The 21,426-nt window shown below is 31.6% G+C and carries 23 protein-coding genes (1 of these 23 cut by a window edge); 13 read left to right on the top strand and 10 right to left on the bottom strand.

Annotation, left to right across the window (positions count from 1 at the left end; translation table 11 throughout):
* From gyrA to dnaA, 7 genes are all read right to left on the bottom strand, one after another.
* Positions 1–1,534: the 5' portion of a DNA gyrase subunit A gene (gyrA, locus tag bsdE14_RS09730; RefSeq protein WP_264849739.1), read on the bottom strand. 980 nt of this gene lie to the left of the window's left edge; only the first 1,534 of its 2,514 coding nucleotides appear in the window; it begins with the start codon at positions 1,532–1,534; the stop codon falls past the left edge of the window.
* Positions 1,535–1,555: 21 nt separating this feature from the next.
* A complete protein-coding gene (gene gyrB, locus bsdE14_RS09725; RefSeq protein WP_264849738.1) occupies positions 1,556–3,463 on the bottom strand; it encodes a DNA topoisomerase (ATP-hydrolyzing) subunit B in 1,908 nt (635 codons plus the stop codon).
* 22 nt (positions 3,464–3,485) lie between these two features.
* Positions 3,486–3,749, bottom strand: a complete 264-nt coding sequence (gene remB / locus bsdE14_RS09720; protein ID WP_264849737.1) for an extracellular matrix regulator RemB — start codon at positions 3,747–3,749, stop codon at positions 3,486–3,488.
* A 49-nt stretch (positions 3,750–3,798) separates the two neighbouring features.
* Complete coding sequence (gene recF, locus bsdE14_RS09715; protein ID WP_264849736.1) at positions 3,799–4,908, bottom strand: DNA replication/repair protein RecF; 1,110 nt, start codon at positions 4,906–4,908, stop codon at positions 3,799–3,801.
* Positions 4,909–4,983: 75 nt separating this feature from the next.
* Complete coding sequence (gene yaaA, locus bsdE14_RS09710) at positions 4,984–5,190, bottom strand: S4 domain-containing protein YaaA (RefSeq protein ID WP_264849735.1); 207 nt, start codon at positions 5,188–5,190, stop codon at positions 4,984–4,986.
* Positions 5,191–5,280: 90 nt separating this feature from the next.
* A complete protein-coding gene (gene dnaN, locus bsdE14_RS09705; protein ID WP_264849734.1) occupies positions 5,281–6,384 on the bottom strand; it encodes a DNA polymerase III subunit beta in 1,104 nt (367 codons plus the stop codon).
* A gap of 259 nt (positions 6,385–6,643) precedes the next feature.
* Entirely contained in the window at positions 6,644–7,993 is a 1,350-nt protein-coding gene (dnaA, locus tag bsdE14_RS09700) for a chromosomal replication initiator protein DnaA (RefSeq protein WP_264849733.1), read from the bottom strand.
* A gap of 573 nt (positions 7,994–8,566) precedes the next feature.
* Here dnaA and rpmH point away from each other — a divergent pair.
* The 13 genes from rpmH (at position 8,567) to bsdE14_RS09635 (ending at position 18,525) form a co-directional block, all read left to right on the top strand.
* Positions 8,567–8,701 carry a 50S ribosomal protein L34 gene (gene rpmH / locus bsdE14_RS09695; RefSeq protein WP_264849732.1) on the top strand — a complete coding sequence of 45 codons (135 nt, stop codon included), beginning with the start codon at positions 8,567–8,569 and terminating at the stop codon, positions 8,699–8,701.
* A gap of 57 nt (positions 8,702–8,758) precedes the next feature.
* The gene (gene rnpA / locus bsdE14_RS09690) at positions 8,759–9,130 is read left to right on the top strand and encodes a ribonuclease P protein component (protein WP_264852254.1); all 372 of its coding nucleotides are present in this window, start codon (positions 8,759–8,761) and stop codon (positions 9,128–9,130) included.
* Positions 9,102–9,350, top strand: a complete 249-nt coding sequence (gene yidD, locus bsdE14_RS09685; protein WP_264849731.1) for a membrane protein insertion efficiency factor YidD — start codon at positions 9,102–9,104, stop codon at positions 9,348–9,350. The genes rnpA and yidD overlap by 29 nt, the downstream gene beginning before the upstream one ends.
* A 20-nt stretch (positions 9,351–9,370) precedes the next feature.
* Complete coding sequence (locus bsdE14_RS09680; RefSeq protein WP_264849730.1) at positions 9,371–10,042, top strand: membrane protein insertase YidC; 672 nt, start codon at positions 9,371–9,373, stop codon at positions 10,040–10,042.
* Positions 10,043–10,094: 52 nt separating this feature from the next.
* The gene (jag, locus tag bsdE14_RS09675; RefSeq protein ID WP_264849729.1) at positions 10,095–10,721 is read left to right on the top strand and encodes an RNA-binding cell elongation regulator Jag/EloR; all 627 of its coding nucleotides are present in this window, start codon (positions 10,095–10,097) and stop codon (positions 10,719–10,721) included.
* 94 nt (positions 10,722–10,815) lie between these two features.
* Positions 10,816–12,195: a tRNA uridine-5-carboxymethylaminomethyl(34) synthesis GTPase MnmE gene (gene mnmE / locus bsdE14_RS09670; RefSeq protein ID WP_264849728.1), complete on the top strand. Its 1,380-nt coding sequence runs from the start codon at positions 10,816–10,818 to the stop codon at positions 12,193–12,195.
* Positions 12,196–12,203: 8 nt separating this feature from the next.
* Entirely contained in the window at positions 12,204–14,099 is a 1,896-nt protein-coding gene (mnmG, locus tag bsdE14_RS09665) for a tRNA uridine-5-carboxymethylaminomethyl(34) synthesis enzyme MnmG (RefSeq protein ID WP_264849727.1), read from the top strand.
* A 65-nt stretch (positions 14,100–14,164) separates the two neighbouring features.
* The gene (rsmG, locus tag bsdE14_RS09660) at positions 14,165–14,884 is read left to right on the top strand and encodes a 16S rRNA (guanine(527)-N(7))-methyltransferase RsmG (protein WP_264849726.1); all 720 of its coding nucleotides are present in this window, start codon (positions 14,165–14,167) and stop codon (positions 14,882–14,884) included.
* Between the two features lie 211 nt (positions 14,885–15,095).
* Entirely contained in the window at positions 15,096–15,875 is a 780-nt protein-coding gene (gene noc, locus bsdE14_RS09655) for a nucleoid occlusion protein (RefSeq protein ID WP_264849725.1), read from the top strand.
* 158 nt (positions 15,876–16,033) lie between these two features.
* Entirely contained in the window at positions 16,034–16,816 is a 783-nt protein-coding gene (locus tag bsdE14_RS09650) for a ParA family protein (protein ID WP_309298117.1), read from the top strand.
* Positions 16,809–17,651 carry a ParB/RepB/Spo0J family partition protein gene (locus bsdE14_RS09645; RefSeq protein ID WP_264849724.1) on the top strand — a complete coding sequence of 281 codons (843 nt, stop codon included), beginning with the start codon at positions 16,809–16,811 and terminating at the stop codon, positions 17,649–17,651. Before bsdE14_RS09650 ends, bsdE14_RS09645 begins: the two co-directional genes overlap by 8 nt.
* Positions 17,652–17,715: 64 nt before the next feature.
* Positions 17,716–18,213 carry a DUF4446 family protein gene (locus bsdE14_RS09640; RefSeq protein ID WP_264849723.1) on the top strand — a complete coding sequence of 166 codons (498 nt, stop codon included), beginning with the start codon at positions 17,716–17,718 and terminating at the stop codon, positions 18,211–18,213.
* 60 nt (positions 18,214–18,273) lie between these two features.
* Entirely contained in the window at positions 18,274–18,525 is a 252-nt protein-coding gene (locus tag bsdE14_RS09635; protein WP_264849722.1) for a YkuS family protein, read from the top strand.
* A 3-nt stretch (positions 18,526–18,528) separates the two neighbouring features.
* Here bsdE14_RS09635 and yyaC read toward each other — a convergent pair whose 3' ends face one another.
* The 3 genes from yyaC to bsdE14_RS09620 all read right to left on the bottom strand — a co-directional run bounded on the left by yyaC (position 18,529) and on the right by bsdE14_RS09620 (position 21,404).
* Entirely contained in the window at positions 18,529–19,125 is a 597-nt protein-coding gene (gene yyaC, locus bsdE14_RS09630; RefSeq protein ID WP_264849721.1) for a spore protease YyaC, read from the bottom strand.
* A gap of 66 nt (positions 19,126–19,191) precedes the next feature.
* Positions 19,192–20,244 (bottom strand): sporulation integral membrane protein YtvI, encoded by a 1,053-nt coding sequence (gene ytvI / locus bsdE14_RS09625; protein WP_264849720.1) that lies wholly within the window; start codon positions 20,242–20,244, stop codon positions 19,192–19,194.
* 5 nt (positions 20,245–20,249) lie between these two features.
* Entirely contained in the window at positions 20,250–21,404 is a 1,155-nt protein-coding gene (locus bsdE14_RS09620) for an aminotransferase class V-fold PLP-dependent enzyme (RefSeq protein WP_264849719.1), read from the bottom strand.
* Between the last annotated feature and the right edge of the window lie 22 nt (positions 21,405–21,426).

Raw genomic sequence — 21,426 nt, 5'->3', positions numbered from 1 at the left:
CATATCCTGCATGAGTAAGCGTTATAACTACATTTTGTTCTTGTATAAGATCTTCTATGTCTATTTCATCATGATTCTTTACAATAGCAGTTCTTCTCTCATCAGCGAACCTTGCTCTTATTTCTAACAATTCATCTCTAATTATTCCTAAAACTAACTCTTCTTTATCTAGTATTTCTTTAAGTCTCGCTATAAGCTGCATTAATTCATTGTATTCATTCTCAATCTTTTCTCTTTCTAAACCTGTAAGTCTTTGCAATCTCATATCAAGAATAGCCTGTGCTTGCTTCTCTGAAAGTCCAAATCTTGACATAAGCCCATTTCTTGCTTCTTCAGCTGTTTTAGATGACCTAATAAGGCTTATTACCTCATCTATATGATCAAGTGCTATTCTTAAACCTTCTAAGATATGAGCTCTTGCTGCAGCCTTATCAAGTTCAAATTTAGTTCTTCTTCTTATAACTTCTTTTTGGAAGTCTAGGTAATGAACTAAAACTTGTTTTAAATTTAAAGTTTCAGGTTCACCATTAACTAGAGCAATCATAATTATACCAAAGGTATCTTGAAGCTTAGTATGCTTATAAAGCTGATTTAAAATTACATTTGCATTTGCATCTTTTTTAAGCTCTATAACTATCCTCATACCTTCACGGTCTGATTCATCTCTAAGATCTGATATTCCTTCTATCTTTTTATCTTTAACAAGTTCAGCTATATTTTCTACAAGCTTAGCTTTATTAACCTGATAAGGAAGCTCATTAACAATTATTTTATGTCTTCCTTTTTCTTCTTCTATCTCAGTTTTAGCCCTTACTATTACTTTTCCTCTTCCAGTTTCATATGCTTCTCTTATGCCATTTGTGCCCATTATTATTCCAGCTGTAGGAAAGTCTGGTCCTTTTATGTGGGTCATAAGCTCTACTACTGTTGTTTCAGGGTTTTCTATAAGCATCAATACACCATCAATAACCTCTCCTAGGTTATGTGGCGGAATATTAGTAGCCATACCTACAGCTATACCAGCTGATCCATTAACTAAAAGGTTTGGAAATCTTGATGGAAGTACTACAGGTTCTTTTTCCTCACCATCAAAGTTAGGAATAAAATCTACAGTATCCTTGTTTATATCTCTTAAAAGCTCTAGTGTAATTTTATCCATCTTAGCTTCTGTATAACGCATTGCTGCAGCACCGTCACCATCAACAGAACCAAAATTACCATGCCCATCTACAAGAGTATATCTTATAGAAAAGTCCTGAGCTAATCTAACTAGTGCATCATAAACTGCTGTATCACCATGTGGGTGATATTTTCCTAGAACGTCTCCAACAACCTTGGCACATTTTCTATATCCCTTATCTGGAGTTAAACCAAGCTCATGCATAGAATAAAGTATTCTTCTATGTACAGGCTTAAGTCCATCTCTAACGTCAGGTAATGCACGCCCAACAATAACACTCATAGCATAATCTATATAGCAGCGTTTCATTTCTTGTTTTATATCTACTGATAAAACCTTACCCTCATTATTCATCTGTTACACCTCTTTATCTCTTTATACGTCAAGGTTTACTACCTTCTTAGCATTTTCCTTTATAAATTCTCTACGAGGCTCTACTTTATCCCCCATAAGAATAGTGAAAATTTCATCAGCAGCTATAGCATCCTCTACATTGAATTGAACAAGGGTTCTCTTTTCTGGATCCATAGTAGTATCCCAAAGCTGTTCAGCATCCATTTCTCCAAGACCCTTATATCTTTGTATCATAGTGTTGTTATCCTTACCGCCAATTTCAAGCAGTAATCTTTCTAACTCTTTATCAGAATAAACATAATAATCTTTTCTACTCTTTGTAACCTTGTAAAGAGGAGGTTGAGCTGCATATACATGACCTTGTTCTATTAAATCTTTCATGTATCTGTAGAAGAAGGTAAGAAGTAAAGTTCTAATATGTGCTCCGTCTACGTCAGCATCTGTCATAATAATTATTCTGTTATACCTTAATTTTGAAACGTCAAAATCTTTACCTATACCAGCACCAAATGCAGTTGTCATAGATTTAATTTCTTCGTAGCCTAATATCTTATCTAGTCTTTGTTTTTCAACATTCATAATTTTGCCACGAAGTGGAAGAATTGCTTGGAATCTTCTATTTCTACCTTGCTTTGCAGAACCTCCTGCAGAATCTCCCTCAACTATATAAATTTCACATTCCTCTGGGTCTTTTGATGAGCAATCAGCTAGCTTTCCTGGTAATGTTGATCTTTCAAGTACAGATTTTCTAGTCATTTCTCTAGCTTTTCTTGCTGCCTCTCTTGCTCTTGATGCAAGAAGGGCCTTATCTATTACGATCTTAGCTACATTAGGATTTTCTTCAAGGAAACTTCCTACACCTTCTGCAACTATACTATCTACGATTCCTCTAACCTCACTGTTTCCAAGCTTGGTCTTAGTTTGTCCTTCGAACTGTGGTTCAGATAATTTTACTGAAACTACAGCAGTTAGACCTTCTCTTATATCATCACCAGATAAATTTCTATCAGATTCCTTAAGGTATCCAAATTTTTTACCATAATCATTAAACACCCTTGTAAGAGCAGCCTTAAATCCAACTAAGTGTGTTCCACCCTCGATTGTATCTATATTGTTTGCAAATGCAAATATATTTTCTGTATATGAATCATTATACTGAAGAGCAATCTCTACAGCACAATCTTCTCTTTTTCCTTCTACGTATATTGGAGCTGGATAAAGTACTTCCTTGTTTCTATTTAGGTAAGTTACAAAAGCCTTAATACCACCTTCATAGAAAAAGAACTCTTTTTTTCCATCTCTCTCATCGCTTAAGCTTATACTAATACCTTTATTTAAAAATGCTAATTCTCTTAATCTTTGAGCAAGAGTATCATAGTCATACTCTGTTTCATCAAATATTTCTGCATCTGGTTTAAAGTATATCTTTGTTCCGTGATCTTCACTATCACCTATTTTTTCAAAATCACTATCTACCTTACCCCTTTTAAATCTTTGCTGCCATATATGTCCTTCTCTTTTAACTGTAACTTCACATACTTCTGAAAGTGCATTAACTACAGAGGCACCAACTCCGTGAAGTCCACCAGAGACCTTATATCCGCCACCGCCAAATTTTCCACCAGCATGAAGCACAGTCATTATTACTTCTACAGTAGGCTTTCCCATTTTTGGGTGTATTCCAACAGGCATACCTCTACCATCATCAATAACTGTTACTGAATTATCCTTATGGATAAATACTTGTATATTTTTACAGAATCCTGCTAAAGCTTCATCAATACTATTATCAACAATTTCATAAACAAGATGATGAAGTCCTCTAGAACTAGTACTACCTATATACATTCCAGGTCTTTTTCTAACCGCTTCTAAACCTTCTAATACCTGTATTTGACTCTCATCATAAGTTTCTTTTCTATCTGACATTGAGTATCCTCCTAACTATTTCCTAAGGCTCATTGTATATCATTGAGGTTCTCTTTCCTAAAGTAGCTGAAGAAATTGGGGACAAGAAAACCTTACTTTTTTTATCAACTTCGGCAATTATAAAAGATTTTGGTTTTTCATTAGTAATTCTTTCAACAAAACCATCCTCTTCTGCCATTCTCAAAAATTGAATAGTATCAGAACTATACATAGATGTTTCCATATCAAATATTCCAATAACATCTTTTATAGGAACTACTACATTTTCTCCTAAATGTAAAAACATCTATATCCTCCTTTCACCTCTTCTTATTGCAAAAACCAATATTGGTAATTTACTGATTACTTAGCATGTATTCTTCAGTTATTCTACCATGCTCAACAATAAATATTTTTGCATGTTCATCAAGGTAACTCTTTATATTTTCTATTCCTGTACATGTAACTATGGTTTGAACATTGTTTATTGAATTTAATATATATTTTTGCCTATTCAAATCTAGTTCAGACAATACATCATCTAAAAGCAACACAGGGTATTCCCCTGTCTCATCCTTGATTATTTCAAGGGATGAGAATTTTATAGTTAATACAGCTGTTCTTTGTTGTCCTTGTGAACCATAATTTCTTGTATCTATTCCATTTATACGTATTGAAAAGTCATCCCTATGTGGTCCGTATGATGTTGTTTTTTTTTCGAAATCATGTTTGATGTTTTTATCTAAAGCTTCTTTTAGCTCTTGCTCAATATTTCCAATGTCTTTTAAATTAGTTGTATAATCAAATTGAATTTCTTCGTTACCAGAGGTTATTTCCTTATGGATTAGCTTTCCCTTTTCATTTAGCATTTCAATATACTTTACTCTCTCTCTTATTATATAACTTCCGTACTTTGCCAGCTGAGTATTGTATACTTCAATGACACTTTCAAGATTGGAACCCCATTTTTTTAAAGTTATATTTCTTTCATTAAGAGCCTTATTGTACTGAACCAAGCTATGATAATATTTACTATTCAGCTTACAGAGCTCCATATCAAGAAATTTTCTTCTAAACAAAGGAGATTCCTTAACTATTTTTAGGTCCTCAGGAGAAAATAGAACTGCATTAAAAATACCTATTAATTCTGCAATCTTGCTTATTTTAATAGAATTAATATTTATGCCTTTTTTGCTGTCCCTGCGAATTTTTATTTCAATTTTTTTATCTAATCTGCTTTTAGCTATGTAAGCCTTTATATATGCTTCCGACTTATCCCAATTTACAAGTTCTTTATCTTTACTTGTTCTATGTGATTTAGCTAAACTGCAATAATATATGCTTTCAAGAATATTGGTTTTTCCTTGAGCATTATCACCAATAAAAACATTAACTCCATTATTTAGCTCAATATTAAGTTCTTCATAATTTCTAAAATCTTTAAGCTGCAAATTTTTAATATACATAAAAACCTCTATATTATATTATATCATAAAATACCTTAATAATGGAGAATATAAGTTCTATACAAATTTTATTAATTAAACAATTTTATAGCTTTCTCCTTCAAATTCAATAATATCTCCCTTTGTAAGCTTTTTTCCCCTTTGTGTTTCAACATTACCATTTAATTTTACTTCGCCATTTTGTATATACATTTTAGCTTCCGATCCTTGGCCCACTATTCCAGCCCATTTCAAAAATGCATCTAATTTAATTATTTCAGTGTTAATTTTTACCTCTTTCATAATTTTAACTGTAGCTTATAAAGCTACAGTTTTCCTCCTCTTAATATTATATCTATTTTTCTATTATTCCTCAAATTATATAAAAAACTACTAGTTACTTAAAAATCTTACAGGTAATACTAAATAAGTACAATTATCATTATTCCTATTTTTTACAATACAAGGACTTACGCTGCTTGAAAGCTCCAATATTATTTCCTCTTCCTCCATGATTTTGAAGGCATCGATAAGGAATTTTGCATTGAATGCAATTTGAAGCGGCTCACCTTGCATAATTATATTAAGCTCTTCTCTTGCTTTTCCCAATTGAGAATCCGATGTTATAACTATGATGTCGTCTTTAATATCTAGTTTTACCAGATTTGTATTTCCTTCTTTGGCCATAAGTGAGGCTCTTTCTATACAATCCAAAAGTTCATCTCTTTTAGCAATAACCTTAAGATTATATTCATAAGGAATAATTGAGTCATATTTTATAAAGTCACCTTCAAGTAATCTTGATATTACTTTTGTTTTTCCAAGATTAAATAGAATATGGTTAGCAGTAAAGGTTATATTAACATTTTCTTCTGAATCCTCAAGAATTTTAGCAACTTCCCCTAATGATTTTCCAGGTATTACTGAGCTAATAGTATTATCGTTTTCTAAAGCCTCGCTTTTTAAGGCTAATCTTAATCCATCTAAAGCAACAAGATTAAGTCTTCCATTTTTTACTTCAAACAGCACTCCAGTAAGTATTGGTCTTATTTCATCTTGAGCTGTTGCAAAAATTGTACCTCTTATCATGTTCTTTAAAATGCCTTGAGGTATTGAAAATAACATATTCTCATCAATGCTTGGAAGACTTGGAAAGTCATCAGCACTCATATATTTTAAAACTGCTTTTGATTTTTGGCAGATTATTTCTACTGAGTTGTTATCACCAGTTGTTATTTCAACTTCATCATTTGGTAACTTCTTAATTATTTCACCAAAAAGCTTAGAATCAAGTACTGCTCTACCTTCTTCTATAACTTCAGCTTTAATTTTAGTTTCAATACTTAAATCTATATCTGATCCAATTAGAGTAATTTCATTTTCTTTAGCTATTATTAAAATTCCCTCTAGAATATTCATTGTTGATTTACCAGTAACTGCTTTTTGTGCAACACCTACTGCTTCTTGTAAAGTACTTTTTCCGCATATAAATTTCATTTAAAATCCTCCTTTTTATCCACAAGGTTTTATAGGTATAGATTAGGTTAGATAATATTAAAAATATAGTAGTAATAGTAATAGGGGCTGTGATTATGTGGATAACTACTCCTAGCTATTTAAAATGTTGAAAAGTTGGACAAAAATAATTGTGGATAAGGTTTGCTAAACTTCTAATACTTATCCACATTGTTATGTCAGTATTTTTTGAGTTATTTTATCCACAAGGAATTATATTTATATTAATAACACATGTTAATTACTTTTGATTTATACGTTTTGTTATTTCATTTATGGCTTCCTGAAGAGCTTCATCATGTTTTATGCTCTCAGATATTTTTTCATATGCATGGATAACAGTAGTATGATCTCTACCTCCAAACTCTTCTCCTATCTTTGGAAGAGATGTATCGGTGAGCTTTCTACAGAGATACATTGCAATCTGACGAGGATAAGCCACATTTCTTGTTCTTCTCTGAGATTTCAATTCTTCTATTCGCATATTATAATAGCTGCAAACTACATCTTGAATTAAATCAATAGTAATTTGTTTAGTTTGTTTATTAGATATTATGTCTTTTAGAGCCTCTGATGCTAGGTCAACGCTTATTTCCCTGTTTGTAAGAGAAGAGTAAGCTACTATTCTTATAAGTGCTCCTTCTAGTTCTCTTATGTTCGATTTAATTTTCGTTGCTATATATACCATTACATCATTAGATATATTTAATTTTTCTACATCTGCTTTCTTCTTTAAAATAGCAATTCTAGTTTCAAAATCAGGTGGTTGAATATCTGCTATTAAGCCCCATTCAAAACGTGACCTTAACCTATCTTCTAATGTAGGTATTTCTTTTGGTGGCCTATCGCTTGAAAGTATGATTTGCTTATCAGCTTCATGCAGGGCATTAAAAGTATGGAAAAACTCTTCTTGAGTACGTTCTTTACCTGCTATGAATTGAACATCATCTATTAAAAGTACATCTACATTTCTATACTTATTTCTAAAATCTTCATTCTTATCGTCTCTAATTGAGTTTATAAGTTCGTTTGTAAATTTTTCTGAGGAGACATAAACTACTTTTGATTTTGGATTATTCTGTAGAATATAGTGGCCAATTGCGTGCATTAAGTGTGTTTTACCTAGTCCAACTCCCCCATATATAAATAGAGGATTGTAAGCTCTAGCTGGAGATTCAGCTACTGCTAGTGATGCGGCATGTGCGAATCTATTACTATTTCCTATAACGAAAGAATCAAAAGTGTACTTTGGATTTAAGGTAGCAGACATCTCATCACTTACAACTACAGTATTTTTAGAGTCCTTTTTTAATTTAGGATCTTCAATGTCTATGGTTTCTTCAGTCATTATACTGAAATCTATATTATATTTTTTTGAAGATATAATATTTATTGCATTAATTATTAGATCCTTATACCTAGTTTCTAATATTTCCTTTGTAAAATTGTTTGGTACGCTAAGTTTAATTGTATTGTCGGTTAAAGAAACTGGTACAGCACTTTTTATCCAAGTATTAAAGCTGACTTCAGTAAGTTCACCCTTCATTATATTTAAGGTTTTTTCCCATAGTTCTTTGAGTCCGCCATCCATATTTTATCCTCCAGTCTAAATCCAAAAAATAATTTTTATAATGAAAAATATATAATCCACAGCATATCAACAAAATTATAAACATATTTTAATTTGTTGACATATGTTGAAAAAAATATTCACATGTCAATAATAATGTTAATAGAAATAGTGTGCTTATAATTATTAACAAGAACACAAAAATATATATTAACATTATTCACCGTGAATAAAACCGCATAATTAGTAAAAAATATAAGCTAGTAACCATTATATTATAACATATTAAACAGGTTATCCACAAAGTTATTAACAGGTGTGGATAACTTTAATTTAAAAAAATTATACACATTTCTTTTTTAATAATAACAAAACATTGGTAGCTATTCAAGAAGTTATCCACAAAAAATGTGTAGAAATATAAAAAATATCAACAATAAAGGCTACCTTGACATAATTTCAATGTATATATATAATTTAATAGTGAAACTTTAAATGACGTTTATTTTGTGTTGCCTAAAAATTCGTTTCACGAGATATAATAGATAGTAAGTAAATTGCTATACATGAAAAAAATAAAGGGGGTGTAGCACAATGTTCATGACATACCAACCAAAAAAGAAGCAAAGAAAGAAAGAGCATGGTTTCAGAAAAAGAATGTCTACTGCTAATGGAAGAAAAGTTCTTGCAAGAAGAAGACAAAAAGGTAGAAAAAGATTGACAGCATAAGGCCGCTTTAGTGGCCTTTTTCTGCAATTGCAGGAAAAAAAGGAGAAAAGAACTTTGATGAAGGAAGAAAAGATTAGGAAAAATATCGAGTTCAGAGCGGTATATAAAAGAGGAAAGTCTTTTTCTAATCAGCTTTTGGTTTTGTATGTTTATAAAAACTATCAAAATAAAAGTTTAAATTTAAATAGAGTTGGAATTTCTGTAAGCAAGAAAGTTGGAAAAAGTGTAATTAGAAGTAGAGTTAAGAGATTGATTAGTGAGAGCTATAGACTTAATAGAGAAGGTCTTAAGACAGGGTATGACTTTGTTTTCATTGCTCGTAATGCTGCAAAAGATAAAAGTTATACTGAGATAGAAAGCGCTCTAAAGAATCTGTTCAAAAAGGCAGGTTTATATGAAAATGAAAAAGTTTCTGATTCTACTAATTAAATTTTATAGAAAATTTTTATCGCCGCTTAAAAGATACATATATATTTTCTCTCCAATGAGTTCTGATGGCAATGTAGGATGCAGGTTTCATCCAACATGTTCAGAATATGCTATAGAGGCTATTGATAAGTATGGTGCTTTAAAAGGAGGCCTCATGGCAGTTAAGAGAATTTTAAGATGCAATCCTTTTAGTAAAGGCGGCTATGACCCGGTTAAATAAACTTTAGGAGGTTTTCGAACTTGCAATTCTTAAATAACACGCTAGGACAATTTTTTCAGTTCATTCATAGTGGTGTAAGTACGTTTATAACTAATCCGAACTATTCATATGGTTTGGCTATAATACTTTTCACTATTATAATTAGAGTAATACTTTTACCATTAAATATAAAACAAACTAGATCTCAGGTTGCGATGCAAGCAGTTCAACCTGAAATTAAGAAGATACAAGATAAATATAAAAATGATCCTCAAAAGGCACAAGCTGAAATTATGAAGCTTTACAAAGAAAAGGGAGCAAATCCTATGAGCGGCTGTTTACCTATGTTAATACAGCTTCCTATACTTTGGGCACTATTTTATGTATTTAATAATTTAACTGCTATAAAGGGTGTTTCTTTCCTATGGATTAAAGATTTATATTCACCAGATGCTTTAAAGATATTACCTATATTATCAGGTTTAACAACTTACTTATCATCGCTAATGATGGCTCCAGCTAATGCTGATAGCGCTCAAGCTAAGCAGACTAGTACTATGAATATCGGAATGGCTATTTTTATGGGATTTATGAGCTGGAACTTTAAATCTGCGCTTGTACTATATTGGGTTATGAATAACTTAATTCAAATAGGTCAAACAAAGTTTTTAAAATGGCTAGATAGAGAAAGAACTGAAGTTAATAAAGCTTAGAAAACTTTTTTATAAAGGTTTATTAGATTTATGAAGGTGGGTGTCGTAGGGTATGAAGACAATTGAAATTACGGGGAAGACAGTTGAAGAAGCTCTAAAAAGTGCACTTAACGAGCTTAAAGTTACTGAAGATAAGGTTAGTGTAGAGGTTATTGATGAGGGAAGTAAAGGACTATTTAAGCTTATTGGAGCAAGACCTGCTAGAATAAAAGTAACAGTAAAAAGAGATTCTATTTATGAAGCAAAGAACTTCTTAAGAGATGTACTAAACTCTATGAATGTGAAGGCTGAGATAAAAATAAAGGAAGAAAATGATGCAGTTAAGATTAACCTTACTGGTCCAGATATGGGTATTTTAATTGGATACAGGGGGGAGACTTTAGATTCTCTTCAATACTTGGTTAGCCTTGTTGTGAATAAGGATAATAATTATGCCTATAGAAGAGTAGTACTTGATACTGAAAATTATAGACAAAAGAGAGAAGAGACTTTAAAGAGACTTGCAGATAAGATGGCTAGTACAGTTAGAAGAACTGGTAAGCTTATAAAATTAGAGCCTATGAACCCTTATGAAAGAAGGATAATACATTCTGCACTACAGGAAAATCCTTATGTGGAGACATACAGCGAAGGTGATGAACCATATAGAAGAGTAGTTGTAGATTTGAAGAAAGCCTAAGGGCTTTCTTTTTTAATTTTTGCATATAACATTTTTAATTTTTAGGATATAATATTTTTAAATAAAACAATAGATACGCAAAAGAGGTTAAATGATGAAAGAATTTGATACTATTGCAGCAGTTGCTACCAGTATGGGTGAAAGTGGAATTGCTATTATAAGGATATCAGGAAATAAAGTATTAGACATAGTAGATAGCATTTTTGTGGGCAAAAACAACAGAAGTATTAGAGATATAAAAACTTACTCAATGAGATACGGGCATATTATAGACAGAGAATCTAAGGAAGTTATTGATGAAGTAATTGTTAGTTTTATGAAGGGCCCTAGAAGCTTTACAGCAGAGGACACTGTTGAAATTAATTGTCATGGTGGTATTTTGGCTACTAACAGAGTTCTTGAAGAAGTTATAAAAGCTGGTGCAAGAACTGCCGAACCAGGTGAATTTACTAAAAGAGCCTTTTTAAATGGAAGACTTGATTTAAGTCAAGCGGAAGCAGTTATAGATATAATTAGGGCGAAAACTGAATTAAGTATGAAGTCTGCATTAGCTCAATCTGAAGGAAGACTTTCCAGGGAAATAAAAGAACTTAGAAATAAGCTTTTAGGTGTAATTGCACATATAGAAGCTACTGTTGATTTTCCTGAAGAAGATTTGGAAGAGACAACTTCAATAATAACCATTTCTCAGCTTAAAACTTTAATAGGTAGTTTCCAAGCTTTACTTAATACTGCTAGTGAAGGGAAGATATTAAGAGAAGGATTAGATACTGTTATAGTTGGTAAGCCTAATGTTGGTAAATCATCTCTTCTAAATGCTCTAGTAATGGAAAAAAGAGCTATAGTTACGGACATACCAGGAACTACTAGAGATGTCATTGAAGAATTTATTAATATTGCGGGAGTTCCTGTTAAGATTATAGATACTGCAGGAATAAGAGAAACAGAGGATGTTATAGAGAAAATAGGAGTGGAACGTTCTAAGGAAAAGATTAATGAGGCTGATTTAATTATTCTTATGCTTGATGCAAGTAGAGAACTTGATGATGAAGATAAGGAAATTATTGATTATATTAAGGACAGAAAGTATATTGTTCTTTTAAATAAAAGTGACTTAGATAATAAGCTTAATAGAGAGGATATTAAGGAACTAAATCCTCATTTTGTACTTGATATCTCTGCTCGAACTGGAGAAGGGCTAGAAAAATTGAAAACTAGTATAAAAGAATTATTTTTCTCCGGTGAGGTAAAATCAAAAGACATAATGATAACAAATACAAGGCATAAAGAAGCACTTATAAGAGCAGAGGAAAGTTGCAAAGCTGCACTAAGAACTTTAGAAACAGGCTTTGCTATAGACCTGGCGTCAATAGATGTAAGAAATGCTTGGTCAAGTTTAGGGGAGATAACTGGAGAAACACTTGAGGAAGATATAATAGATAAAATCTTCTCTGAATTTTGTATTGGAAAGTAGGTGTATTTATGAAATATATAGCAGAAGAATTTGATATAGTTGTTATAGGAGCAGGCCATGCTGGATGCGAGGCAGGACTTGCTGCAGCAAGAATGGGATGCAAGACATTGCTTTTATCTATAAATTTAGATAGTGTAGCACTAATGCCATGTAATCCTAATATCGGTGGTACCTCAAAAGGACATCTTGTGAGAGAAATTGATGCCCTTGGTGGAGAGATGGGAATTAATATTGATCATAGTTATGTTCAATCTAGAATGTTAAATACATCAAAGGGACCAGCAGTACATTCATTAAGAGCTCAAGCTGATAAAAAGAAATATCAAGCTAGAATGAAGCATATTATTGAAATGCAGCCTGGACTATATTTGAGACAGCTTGAGGCAATTAATATAGATATTGAAGATGGTAAAGTTAAAGGAGTACTTACTAAAAATGGTGCTTACTTTCCAGCCAAAGCAGTTGTTTTAGCTACAGGTACTTATCTCAAGGGAAGGGTAATTATTGGTGATGTAAGCTACAGCAGCGGCCCTAATGGACTTTTTCCAGCCAATGAGTTATCTGAAAGCCTCCATGACGAAGGGCTTTCACTAAGAAGATTTAAGACAGGAACTCCAGTTAGAGTTAGCAGAAGAACAGTGGATTTTTCTAAGATGGTAGAGCAGCCTGGAGATGATGAAATTGTTCCATTTTCATTTATGAGTAGGGATATAGAAAGAGAGCAGATGTCTTGTTATTTAACTTATACTAATGAGGAGACTCATAGAGTTATTAGAGAAAATATAAACCGTTCACCAATGTATAACGGAAGTATAGAAGGCGTTGGTCCTAGATATTGTCCTTCCATAGAAGATAAAGTAATGAGGTTCCCAGATAAATTGGCACATCAGGTATTTGTTGAGCCTGAGGGAGAAGATACTGAAGAAATGTATGTACAGGGAATGTCTACATCTCTTCCTGAGGATGTGCAGGAAAAGATGCTAAAGACTATACCAGGACTTGAAAATGTTCGGATAATGAGAACGGGCTATGCAATAGAATACGATTGTCTTGATCCAACACAATTAAACCCTACCCTTGAACTTAAAAGTATTAATGGTTTGTTTAGCTGTGGACAGATGAATGGTAGTTCGGGATATGAAGAAGCTGCAGCGCAAGGGATTGTGGCAGGTATAAATGCAGCACTTAAGATAAAAGGGGAGGAACCATTAATCTTAAGTAGAAGTGATGCTTATATTGGAGTTTTAATAGATGATTTAGTTACAAAGGGGACACTTGAACCTTATAGAATGATGACTTCTAGGTCTGAATATAGATTGCTTTTAAGGCAGGATAATGCAGATCTTAGACTTACAGAAATGGGGTATAGAGTGGGTCTTGTGTCTGAAGAAAGATATAGAAGCTTTTTAGAAAGAAAACAAGCTATTGATAATGAACTCCAAAGAATTAAAAGCTTACAAATAACTAATAAGAGAGAGGTAAATGAATTTTTATTTACTTTAAATTCTGCTGAACTTAAAAAGCCAACAAGCCTTTATGAACTAATTAAGAGACCAGAATTAGATTACTATATGGTAGCACCTTTAGATACAGAGAGACCAGAACTTAGAAGGGATATCCAAGAACAGGTCAATATTATGTCTAAATATGAAGGCTATATTCAAAAACAGATGGAACAAGTAGAGCAATTTAAGAAGTTTGAAAAGAAAATGATTCCTCAAGATATCCAATATGATGATGTTAATGGCCTTAGAATCGAAGCCAAATTGAAATTAAATCAAATAAGGCCTATAAGTATAGGGCAGGCTTCTAGAATTTCCGGTGTTTCACCAGCTGATATTTCTGTTCTACTAATATATTTAGAGCAAAAGTATAAATTTAAGACAGCTCAGGAAGAAGAGTAATATATTATTTGTATGGAAGTGACTTTGTTACTTCTATACTACTTTATAAAACAGGAGAGGGTTAAATGGACTTTTATAATTTGATGAATATTGCCTGCCATAAGGAAGGGCTCACTTTTGAAAGAGATAAATATGATAAATTTATTATTTATAAAGATATGATTAAGGAATGGAACGAAAAAGTTAATCTTACAGCTATAACAGAGGATGAAGAAATTATAAAAAAGCATTTTATTGATTCTATAAAATCCTACAGATTCGAACCTCTTAACAATTGTAGGAATTTAATTGATATAGGTACAGGGGCTGGATTCCCTGGAATACCACTAAAAATAATGAGACCAGATCTTGAAGTGGTATTACTTGATTCTTTAAATAAGAGGGTTAATTTTTTAAATGAGGTAATAAATAGGTTAGGGTTAATAGGAATAAAAGCAATACACGGAAGAGCTGAAGATTTTGCTAGGGAAAATAATTATAGGGAGAATTTTGATGTCGCAATTTCTCGAGCTGTGGCGAATATGTCTGTTTTAAGTGAATTATGCATTCCTTTTGTTAAAAATGGAGGATATTTTGTTGCAATGAAAGGTCCTTCTGTAGATGAGGAAATAAATGAGGGGAAAAAAGCTGTTGAAATATTAGGAGGTTCTATAGAAAATATTATTGAAGTTGATATAGAGGATACAGATTTAAAACATAATTTGGTTATAGTGAAAAAAGTAAAAGCGACTCCAAAGGTTTATCCAAGAAAGGCTGGAACAGCAGCTAAGAAACCAATAAAATAAAAAAGAATATAAGAAAAATACCTTTGCAGTTTATATTCTTTTTTAGTAAACTAGTATTGTTAAGTTTTCTTATAGCTAATATATGTAGCAATTTGTCATACGAATTATTGAACAAAAAGAAGGAATTTAGAGCTATATAGAGAAATTGTTAATATAAGGAAATTTTAACGAATTGTTAAAAATAGGAAATGCAAGAGGGATGAGGATTACTATGCAAAATGATATTTGTTATATACCTACTGATTTTATTTCACCAAATGTTTACCAGCCAAGAAAGCACTTTAATGATGAAACTATTGATGAATTAGCTCAGTCTATTAAGGCATTTGGAATTATTCAACCTTTAAGTGTAAGGAAAATGACTGGAGATAGATACGAATTAGTAGCTGGGGAAAGAAGACTTAGAGCAGCAAAAAAGGCTGGACTTTTGGAAGTTCCTGCAATAATAATTGATATAAATGATAAAGATTCTGCTGCAATTGCTTTGCTTGAAAATTTGCAAAGAGAAGATTTGAATTTTTTAGAGGAAGCTGAAGCTTATTATAATTTAATAAAAGATCATTCATATACACAAGAGCAATTGGCTGAGATTATAGGTAAAAAACAATCGACTATAGCTAATAAACTAAGACTTTTAAAGTTGGGTTCTGAAATAAGATTAATACTTTTAGAAAATAAATTAACAGAGAGACATGCAAGAGCTCTTTTAAAACTTCCTAGTGATGAGCTTCAATTAAAGATATTAAAAATAGTAGTAGCTAGAGGTTTAAATGTAAAGAAGACGGAAGAGCTTATTGATAAGGAATTGTTAAAGCTTAGTCAGCAAGAAGTTGCTGCTGATGGCAAAAAGAGAATTAAAGGAATATTTGCTCCTAGAGTATATATAAATACTGTAAAACAGGTATTTGATAAATATGGTATTCAAGCACAGTATTCATCTAGGGATTTGGATGATAGTATTCAAATTACAGTAACAATCCCTAAAAAATAATTGTTTCACGTGAAACATAGGTCCTAAGTATGTAAAATACTTAGGATTTTTTTATTTAGAAGCATTTTCTAGCAGGTTTTATGATTTTTATGCTTTAATTATTGCTAATTAAAATATATAATAGTTATATGACGTTTTTTACTTGAGGGGGTGAAATTTTGAAAATTATATGTGTATTTAATCAAAAAGGTGGAGTTGGTAAAACAACTACAAATATAAATTTATGTTCATATCTTGCCATGGAAGGTTATAAAGTTTTAGCTATAGATATGGATCCACAAGGTAATACAACGAGTGGTTTGGGTTTTGATAAAAAGAAGCTGCAAGCATCGATATACGATGTGATTACTAGTGATGTAAAGATAGAAGAAGTAATTAAAAAGTGTGACTTAGTTGATAACTTTTATATAGTTCCATCAACAATGGAGTTGGCAGGAGCTGAGGTTGAATTAATTAATAAATCCAAAAGAGAAACTATACTAAAAGATAAAATTAAAGAACTAGAAAGTGATTTTGATTTCATTTTTATCGATTGTCCACCTTCATTAGGATTCTTAACTATTAATGCTCTTACAGCTTGTGAAACGGTTCTTATTCCAATACAATGTGAGTTCTATGCATTGGAGGGGGTAAGTCAACTAGTTAATACAATTCAGTTAGTAAAGAGATCCTTAAACAAGGAACTTGAAATTGAAGGTGTAATAATGAGTATGTACGATGGAAGGACTAATTTGTCAAATGATGTAGTTTCAGAAGTTAAAAAATATTTTAAAGATAAAGTGTATGAAACAACTATACCAAGAAATATTAGACTTGCAGAATCACCAAGCTTTGGACTTCCAATTATGTTATATGATGATAAATGTAAAGGTGCAGAGGCCTATGAGAAACTATCTAAGGAGTTTTTAAGTAGACAAAAGGAGTGGGCAAAGGGTGAATAAAAAGTATGGATTAGGAAAAGGACTTGGAGCATTAATACCTGAAGAGGAAACAATAGAAGAGAATAATTCTATTGCTGCTATTGATATTAACCTTATTAAAGCTAATGAAGATCAACCAAGAAAAAACTTTGATAAAGAAAAAATAATGCAGCTGGCTGAATCCATAAAAGAACACGGAGTTATTCAACCTGTGGTTTTAAAGAAGGATGGTAATACATACACTATAATAGCAGGTGAAAGAAGATGGAGAGCTGCTAAAAGTATAAATTTAAAAGAAATTCCTGCTGTAATTATGGATTTAAGCGATAAAGCAGTTTTGGAAGTTTCTTTAATAGAGAATATTCAAAGAGAAGACTTAAATCCTATTGAAGAAGCTGTTGCTTTTAAAAAATTAATTGAAGATTTCAATTTAACCCAGGAAGAATTATCTAAGAGAATAGGTAAATCTAGAACAGCTGTTACTAATTGCATGAGATTGCTAAATCTTGATGATAGGGTTAAAGAATACTTGATTGATGGAGTTATTACAGAAGGTCATGGGAGAGCATTGCTAGCTATTGAAAATCATGATTTGCAATATAAGATAGCTCAAACAATTATAGATGAAAGTTTATCTGTAAGAGAAGTAGAAAAGCTAATTAGAGATCTATCAAAGCCAAGCAAAGAAAAAATTGAAGAAAAAGAAAATATTTATCATAAGGATATTAAAGAAAGATTAGAAGTGTACTTTGGAACAAGGGTATCATTAACTAACAAAAAGAACAAAGGAAAAATAGAAATTGAGTATTATTCTGAAGAGGATTTGCAAAGAATACTTGATATTCTAAGCTTATAGTTAGCAATATAATTCATCCTAAAATTGTTTCACGTGAAACATCAGCAGAGAGGAGTCGGGAAAGTTGGAGAATTTATTAAATACTATTTCAGGTTTGCAAATATATTTAACCCTAGGACTTGCATTATTAGTAGTAATATTATTAATTTTAGTTATAGTACTTCTACAATCAACCAACAAACTAGAAAAGAAGTATAGAAGGTTGATGAGAGGAGTTAATAATAAAAACATTGAAGAACTTATAATTCAATATCTAGATAAAGTTGATGAAGTAAAAGAAGATTCAAATAAGTTAAGAGAAGTTTATGACAGTATGGATAACAGAATTAAAGAATGTATTCAGAAGGTATCAATAGTAAGATATAGAGCGTTTGAAGACGTAGGAAGTGATTTAAGCTTCTCAATAGCTCTATTAAACGATGAAAATAGTGGTGCAATTATAACTGGTATCTACGGAAGAAATGAAAGTACTACTTATGCAAAACCAATTGACCAAGGTATTTCAAGATATGATTTATCAGAAGAAGAAGAAGAAGTATTAAAGACAGCAATGAACAAATAATAAAGAATGGAATAAAAAAACTTCCTTTTGGGAATAGTACCCTCAAAGGAGGTTTTTTTTATGATAATATGTGTATCTGAAGAATTACAAAGTATTAAAAGTGAATTAATTAATAGAGGATATAACGTTGTAAGTAACAATAATACCCCTTGCGACGTAATTATATGCAATCTTAAAAATGGTGGCCTTATAGAATTAAATCCACAAGGCAGCTTTAGAAGAGAAGGAACTCTTATAATTGACTGTGGAAGTAAGAACATAGAGGAAATTGAGTATATAATAAACAATAGGGTATACAGTTCACTATTCTAAATGCTAAATATCAACGTTTTCTAGTTGATGTTTGCTATACTCCGTTCTTTTACCACCAATTGTTTTTAAGACACAGTGATAGATACCTTTAGATATAACATCAGCAAGCATCATTACTGTATGAAGTCTTGTATTTTGCAGAACCATAAATTCTAATGCTCCAGATATGTTTACTATTCCAGTTATGCTTAAGTCTCCTACCTGAGGCAAATCTTTATTCATAGCAGCTCCTGGAGAAAGGGGTTTGCTCTCAACAAAGATCTTACCTATGTTTTGTAAACTTCCTAAACATGCATCAACTGCTACTATGTAAGGATTGGAATATTGAAGATTAATTTCCTTAATTACGTCACATAAGTTTTTAGCGTGAACAGGATATTCTAGATTACCGTATAGGCTTATCCTATCTCTCACTAAAAATTTAAGCTTATCTCCAACTAATGGTCCTAAGCTATCGCCTGTGGATCTATCTGTTCCAATACAAAGAATGACTATAGGTCTTTTATCTTTAATTACTGGATATAATTCATTACTAAGAATATCTCTTAGCTGAATAATAGATCCAGCCTCTCTAGAATCTATAACTGCTTTATCTAACATAAGTAAAACCTCCCTATTTGAAGTTTATCCAAACGGGAGGTTATTTATACATATATTGCCAAAAAATTAAAGTACATTTACTTTTTTTAGAGTGGTGTAGGAAACAACTAAAAAAATACAGAAGAACATACCGCTAACACCATTTGCTTTTAATCCTATAAAGATTGCAGCAAGTATGGGTACTGGATGAATTCCCAAGGAAGATGAAACTATTTTTGGCTCAACTATTTGTCTAACTATAGTTACTACTACATACAAAACGACTACCCAAATAGCAACAAAATAATTTTTTGACAGAAAATAAATTAAGGCTAGTGGAAGGTATATAGTTCCTATTCCAAGTACAGGCAATATATCAAATATAGCTGATAGAATACTAAGAATAACGGCATATTTAACATCCAGCAAAACAAAGCCAATTAAGGTTTCTAAAAAAGTTAATGAAATAATAAGCATATATGACAGCATGTAATTACCAAGCATTTTTTTTGATTCATTAAAAACATAAAACAGCTTATCAGACTTATGTGATGGTATAACATCTAAAAATTTATCTTTTGCACTAGTAAAATCTTTGGTGAAAAAGTAAGTTGCCAAAAGGGTACATAAAACTAACATTAAAATATAAGGAATGTATCCTAAAAAACTAACTGTGCCAGAAACCATCTTTGTAGTTATATCAACAGCAGTTTTTGAAGCTTTTGAAGCTGTTGATGATAAATTTGATTCTATTGCACTCAAAATTGTTGGATCTAAATTTTTGTAATAATTTTGTGCTCTATCAAAGAAATTTGAAATATTATCAGTATTTTGCACTATGTAAGATTGAGTGTTCTTACCAAGCTGAATTGCTTCAGAAGTTAATGATGTAATTCCCCAAGATAGCAATGAAATAATTATAGAAAAAAACAAAAATGTAGTAAGTAGTGAGGCAATAGAATTACTAAACTTAAACTTTTCAATTAAATACTTTGTTGGTTTATGAAGCAGCAGAGCAAATAAAAAAGCTAAAACAAAGGGAAGTGTATACCCCAATGTTTTAAAGAAAACTAAAAATATAATAGTATAGGCTATAAAAAAAACTGCAAGCTTATTCAGTTTTTCTAAAAGGTTATCCAATAACATCACATCCTTTTTAAAATCCTATTTAAGCTGTCTATAGCATAATTTATATCTTTAATATCGTTGAATGCACCAAAGCTAAATCTTATAGCACCCTTTGGGAAAGTACCAATAGTTTGATGAGCTAGCGGTGCGCAATGTAAACCAGGTCTAGTCATTATTCCATATTCAGAATCCAGTAAAAAGCTTAATTCTGAATTATCTATTTGTTCAAAATTCAAAGCAACTGTAGCCGTTCTTTGCTTAGAATCTTTAAGTCCATAAAGTTCTACACCGTTCATATTTAGAAGTGAATCAATAAAGCTTTGGCACAAAAATTCTTCATGCTCTCTAATAGAATCTAGACCTTCATTATTAATGAAATTAATTCCTTCTATAAGTCCGGCTATTGCAGGTGTATTCATTGTACCGCTCTCAAACTTATCTGGCAAAAAATCTGGTTGTATAATACTTTCAGAAAGACTGCCGGTACCACCTTCAATAAAAGCCTCTGCTTCCTCATTTAATTTATCGTCAATTAAAAAACCACCAATACCTGGAGGAGCTAAAAGACTCTTATGGCCAGTAAAGGCAAGTGCACTACAACCCAATTTATGGAAATCCAGAGGGAGAACACCTGCAGTCTGAGCAGTATCAATAATAAAGTATATATTATGCTTTCTACAAATTTCGCCAATTTTTTCAAGTGGTTGAATTGTTCCAATAACATTTGAAGCATGAGACATTACAACAAGCCTGGTGTTTGACTTAATTTTGGACTTAAATAATTCCACATCTAATAGGCCATCTGGTGAACAAGGGATAATATCAAGTTCTATTCCTTTTGTCTTTTGTAAAGTTGATAGAGGTCTAAGCACTGAATTATGTTCCATTGATGTAGTAATTACATGCCAACCATTTTTCACAACACTTTTTATTAGTGTATTTAAAGAAGCTGTAATATTAGGTGTAAAAATAACATTTTCAAGCTTGTCAAAGTTAAAAAAGTTCATGAGGCTTTCTCTACCCCTAAATACTACTCTATTGCCCTCTAAAGCATTACTATAGCCTCCACGGCCAGGGCTTGCTCCTATATTAGTCATATAGTTCATAACAGCTGAGTATACTTGTTTTGGCTTTGGGTATGTTGTAGCAGCATTATCTAAATAAACTTTCATTTGTAACCTCCAAATTCTTATT

The sequence above is a fragment of the Clostridium omnivorum genome, assembly GCF_026012015.1.
Lineage (GTDB): Bacteria > Bacillota > Clostridia > Clostridiales > Clostridiaceae > Clostridium_AX > Clostridium_AX omnivorum.
The sequence above is the reverse complement of the archived record's forward strand: the minus strand, read 5'-3'. Positions and strand labels throughout refer to the sequence as shown.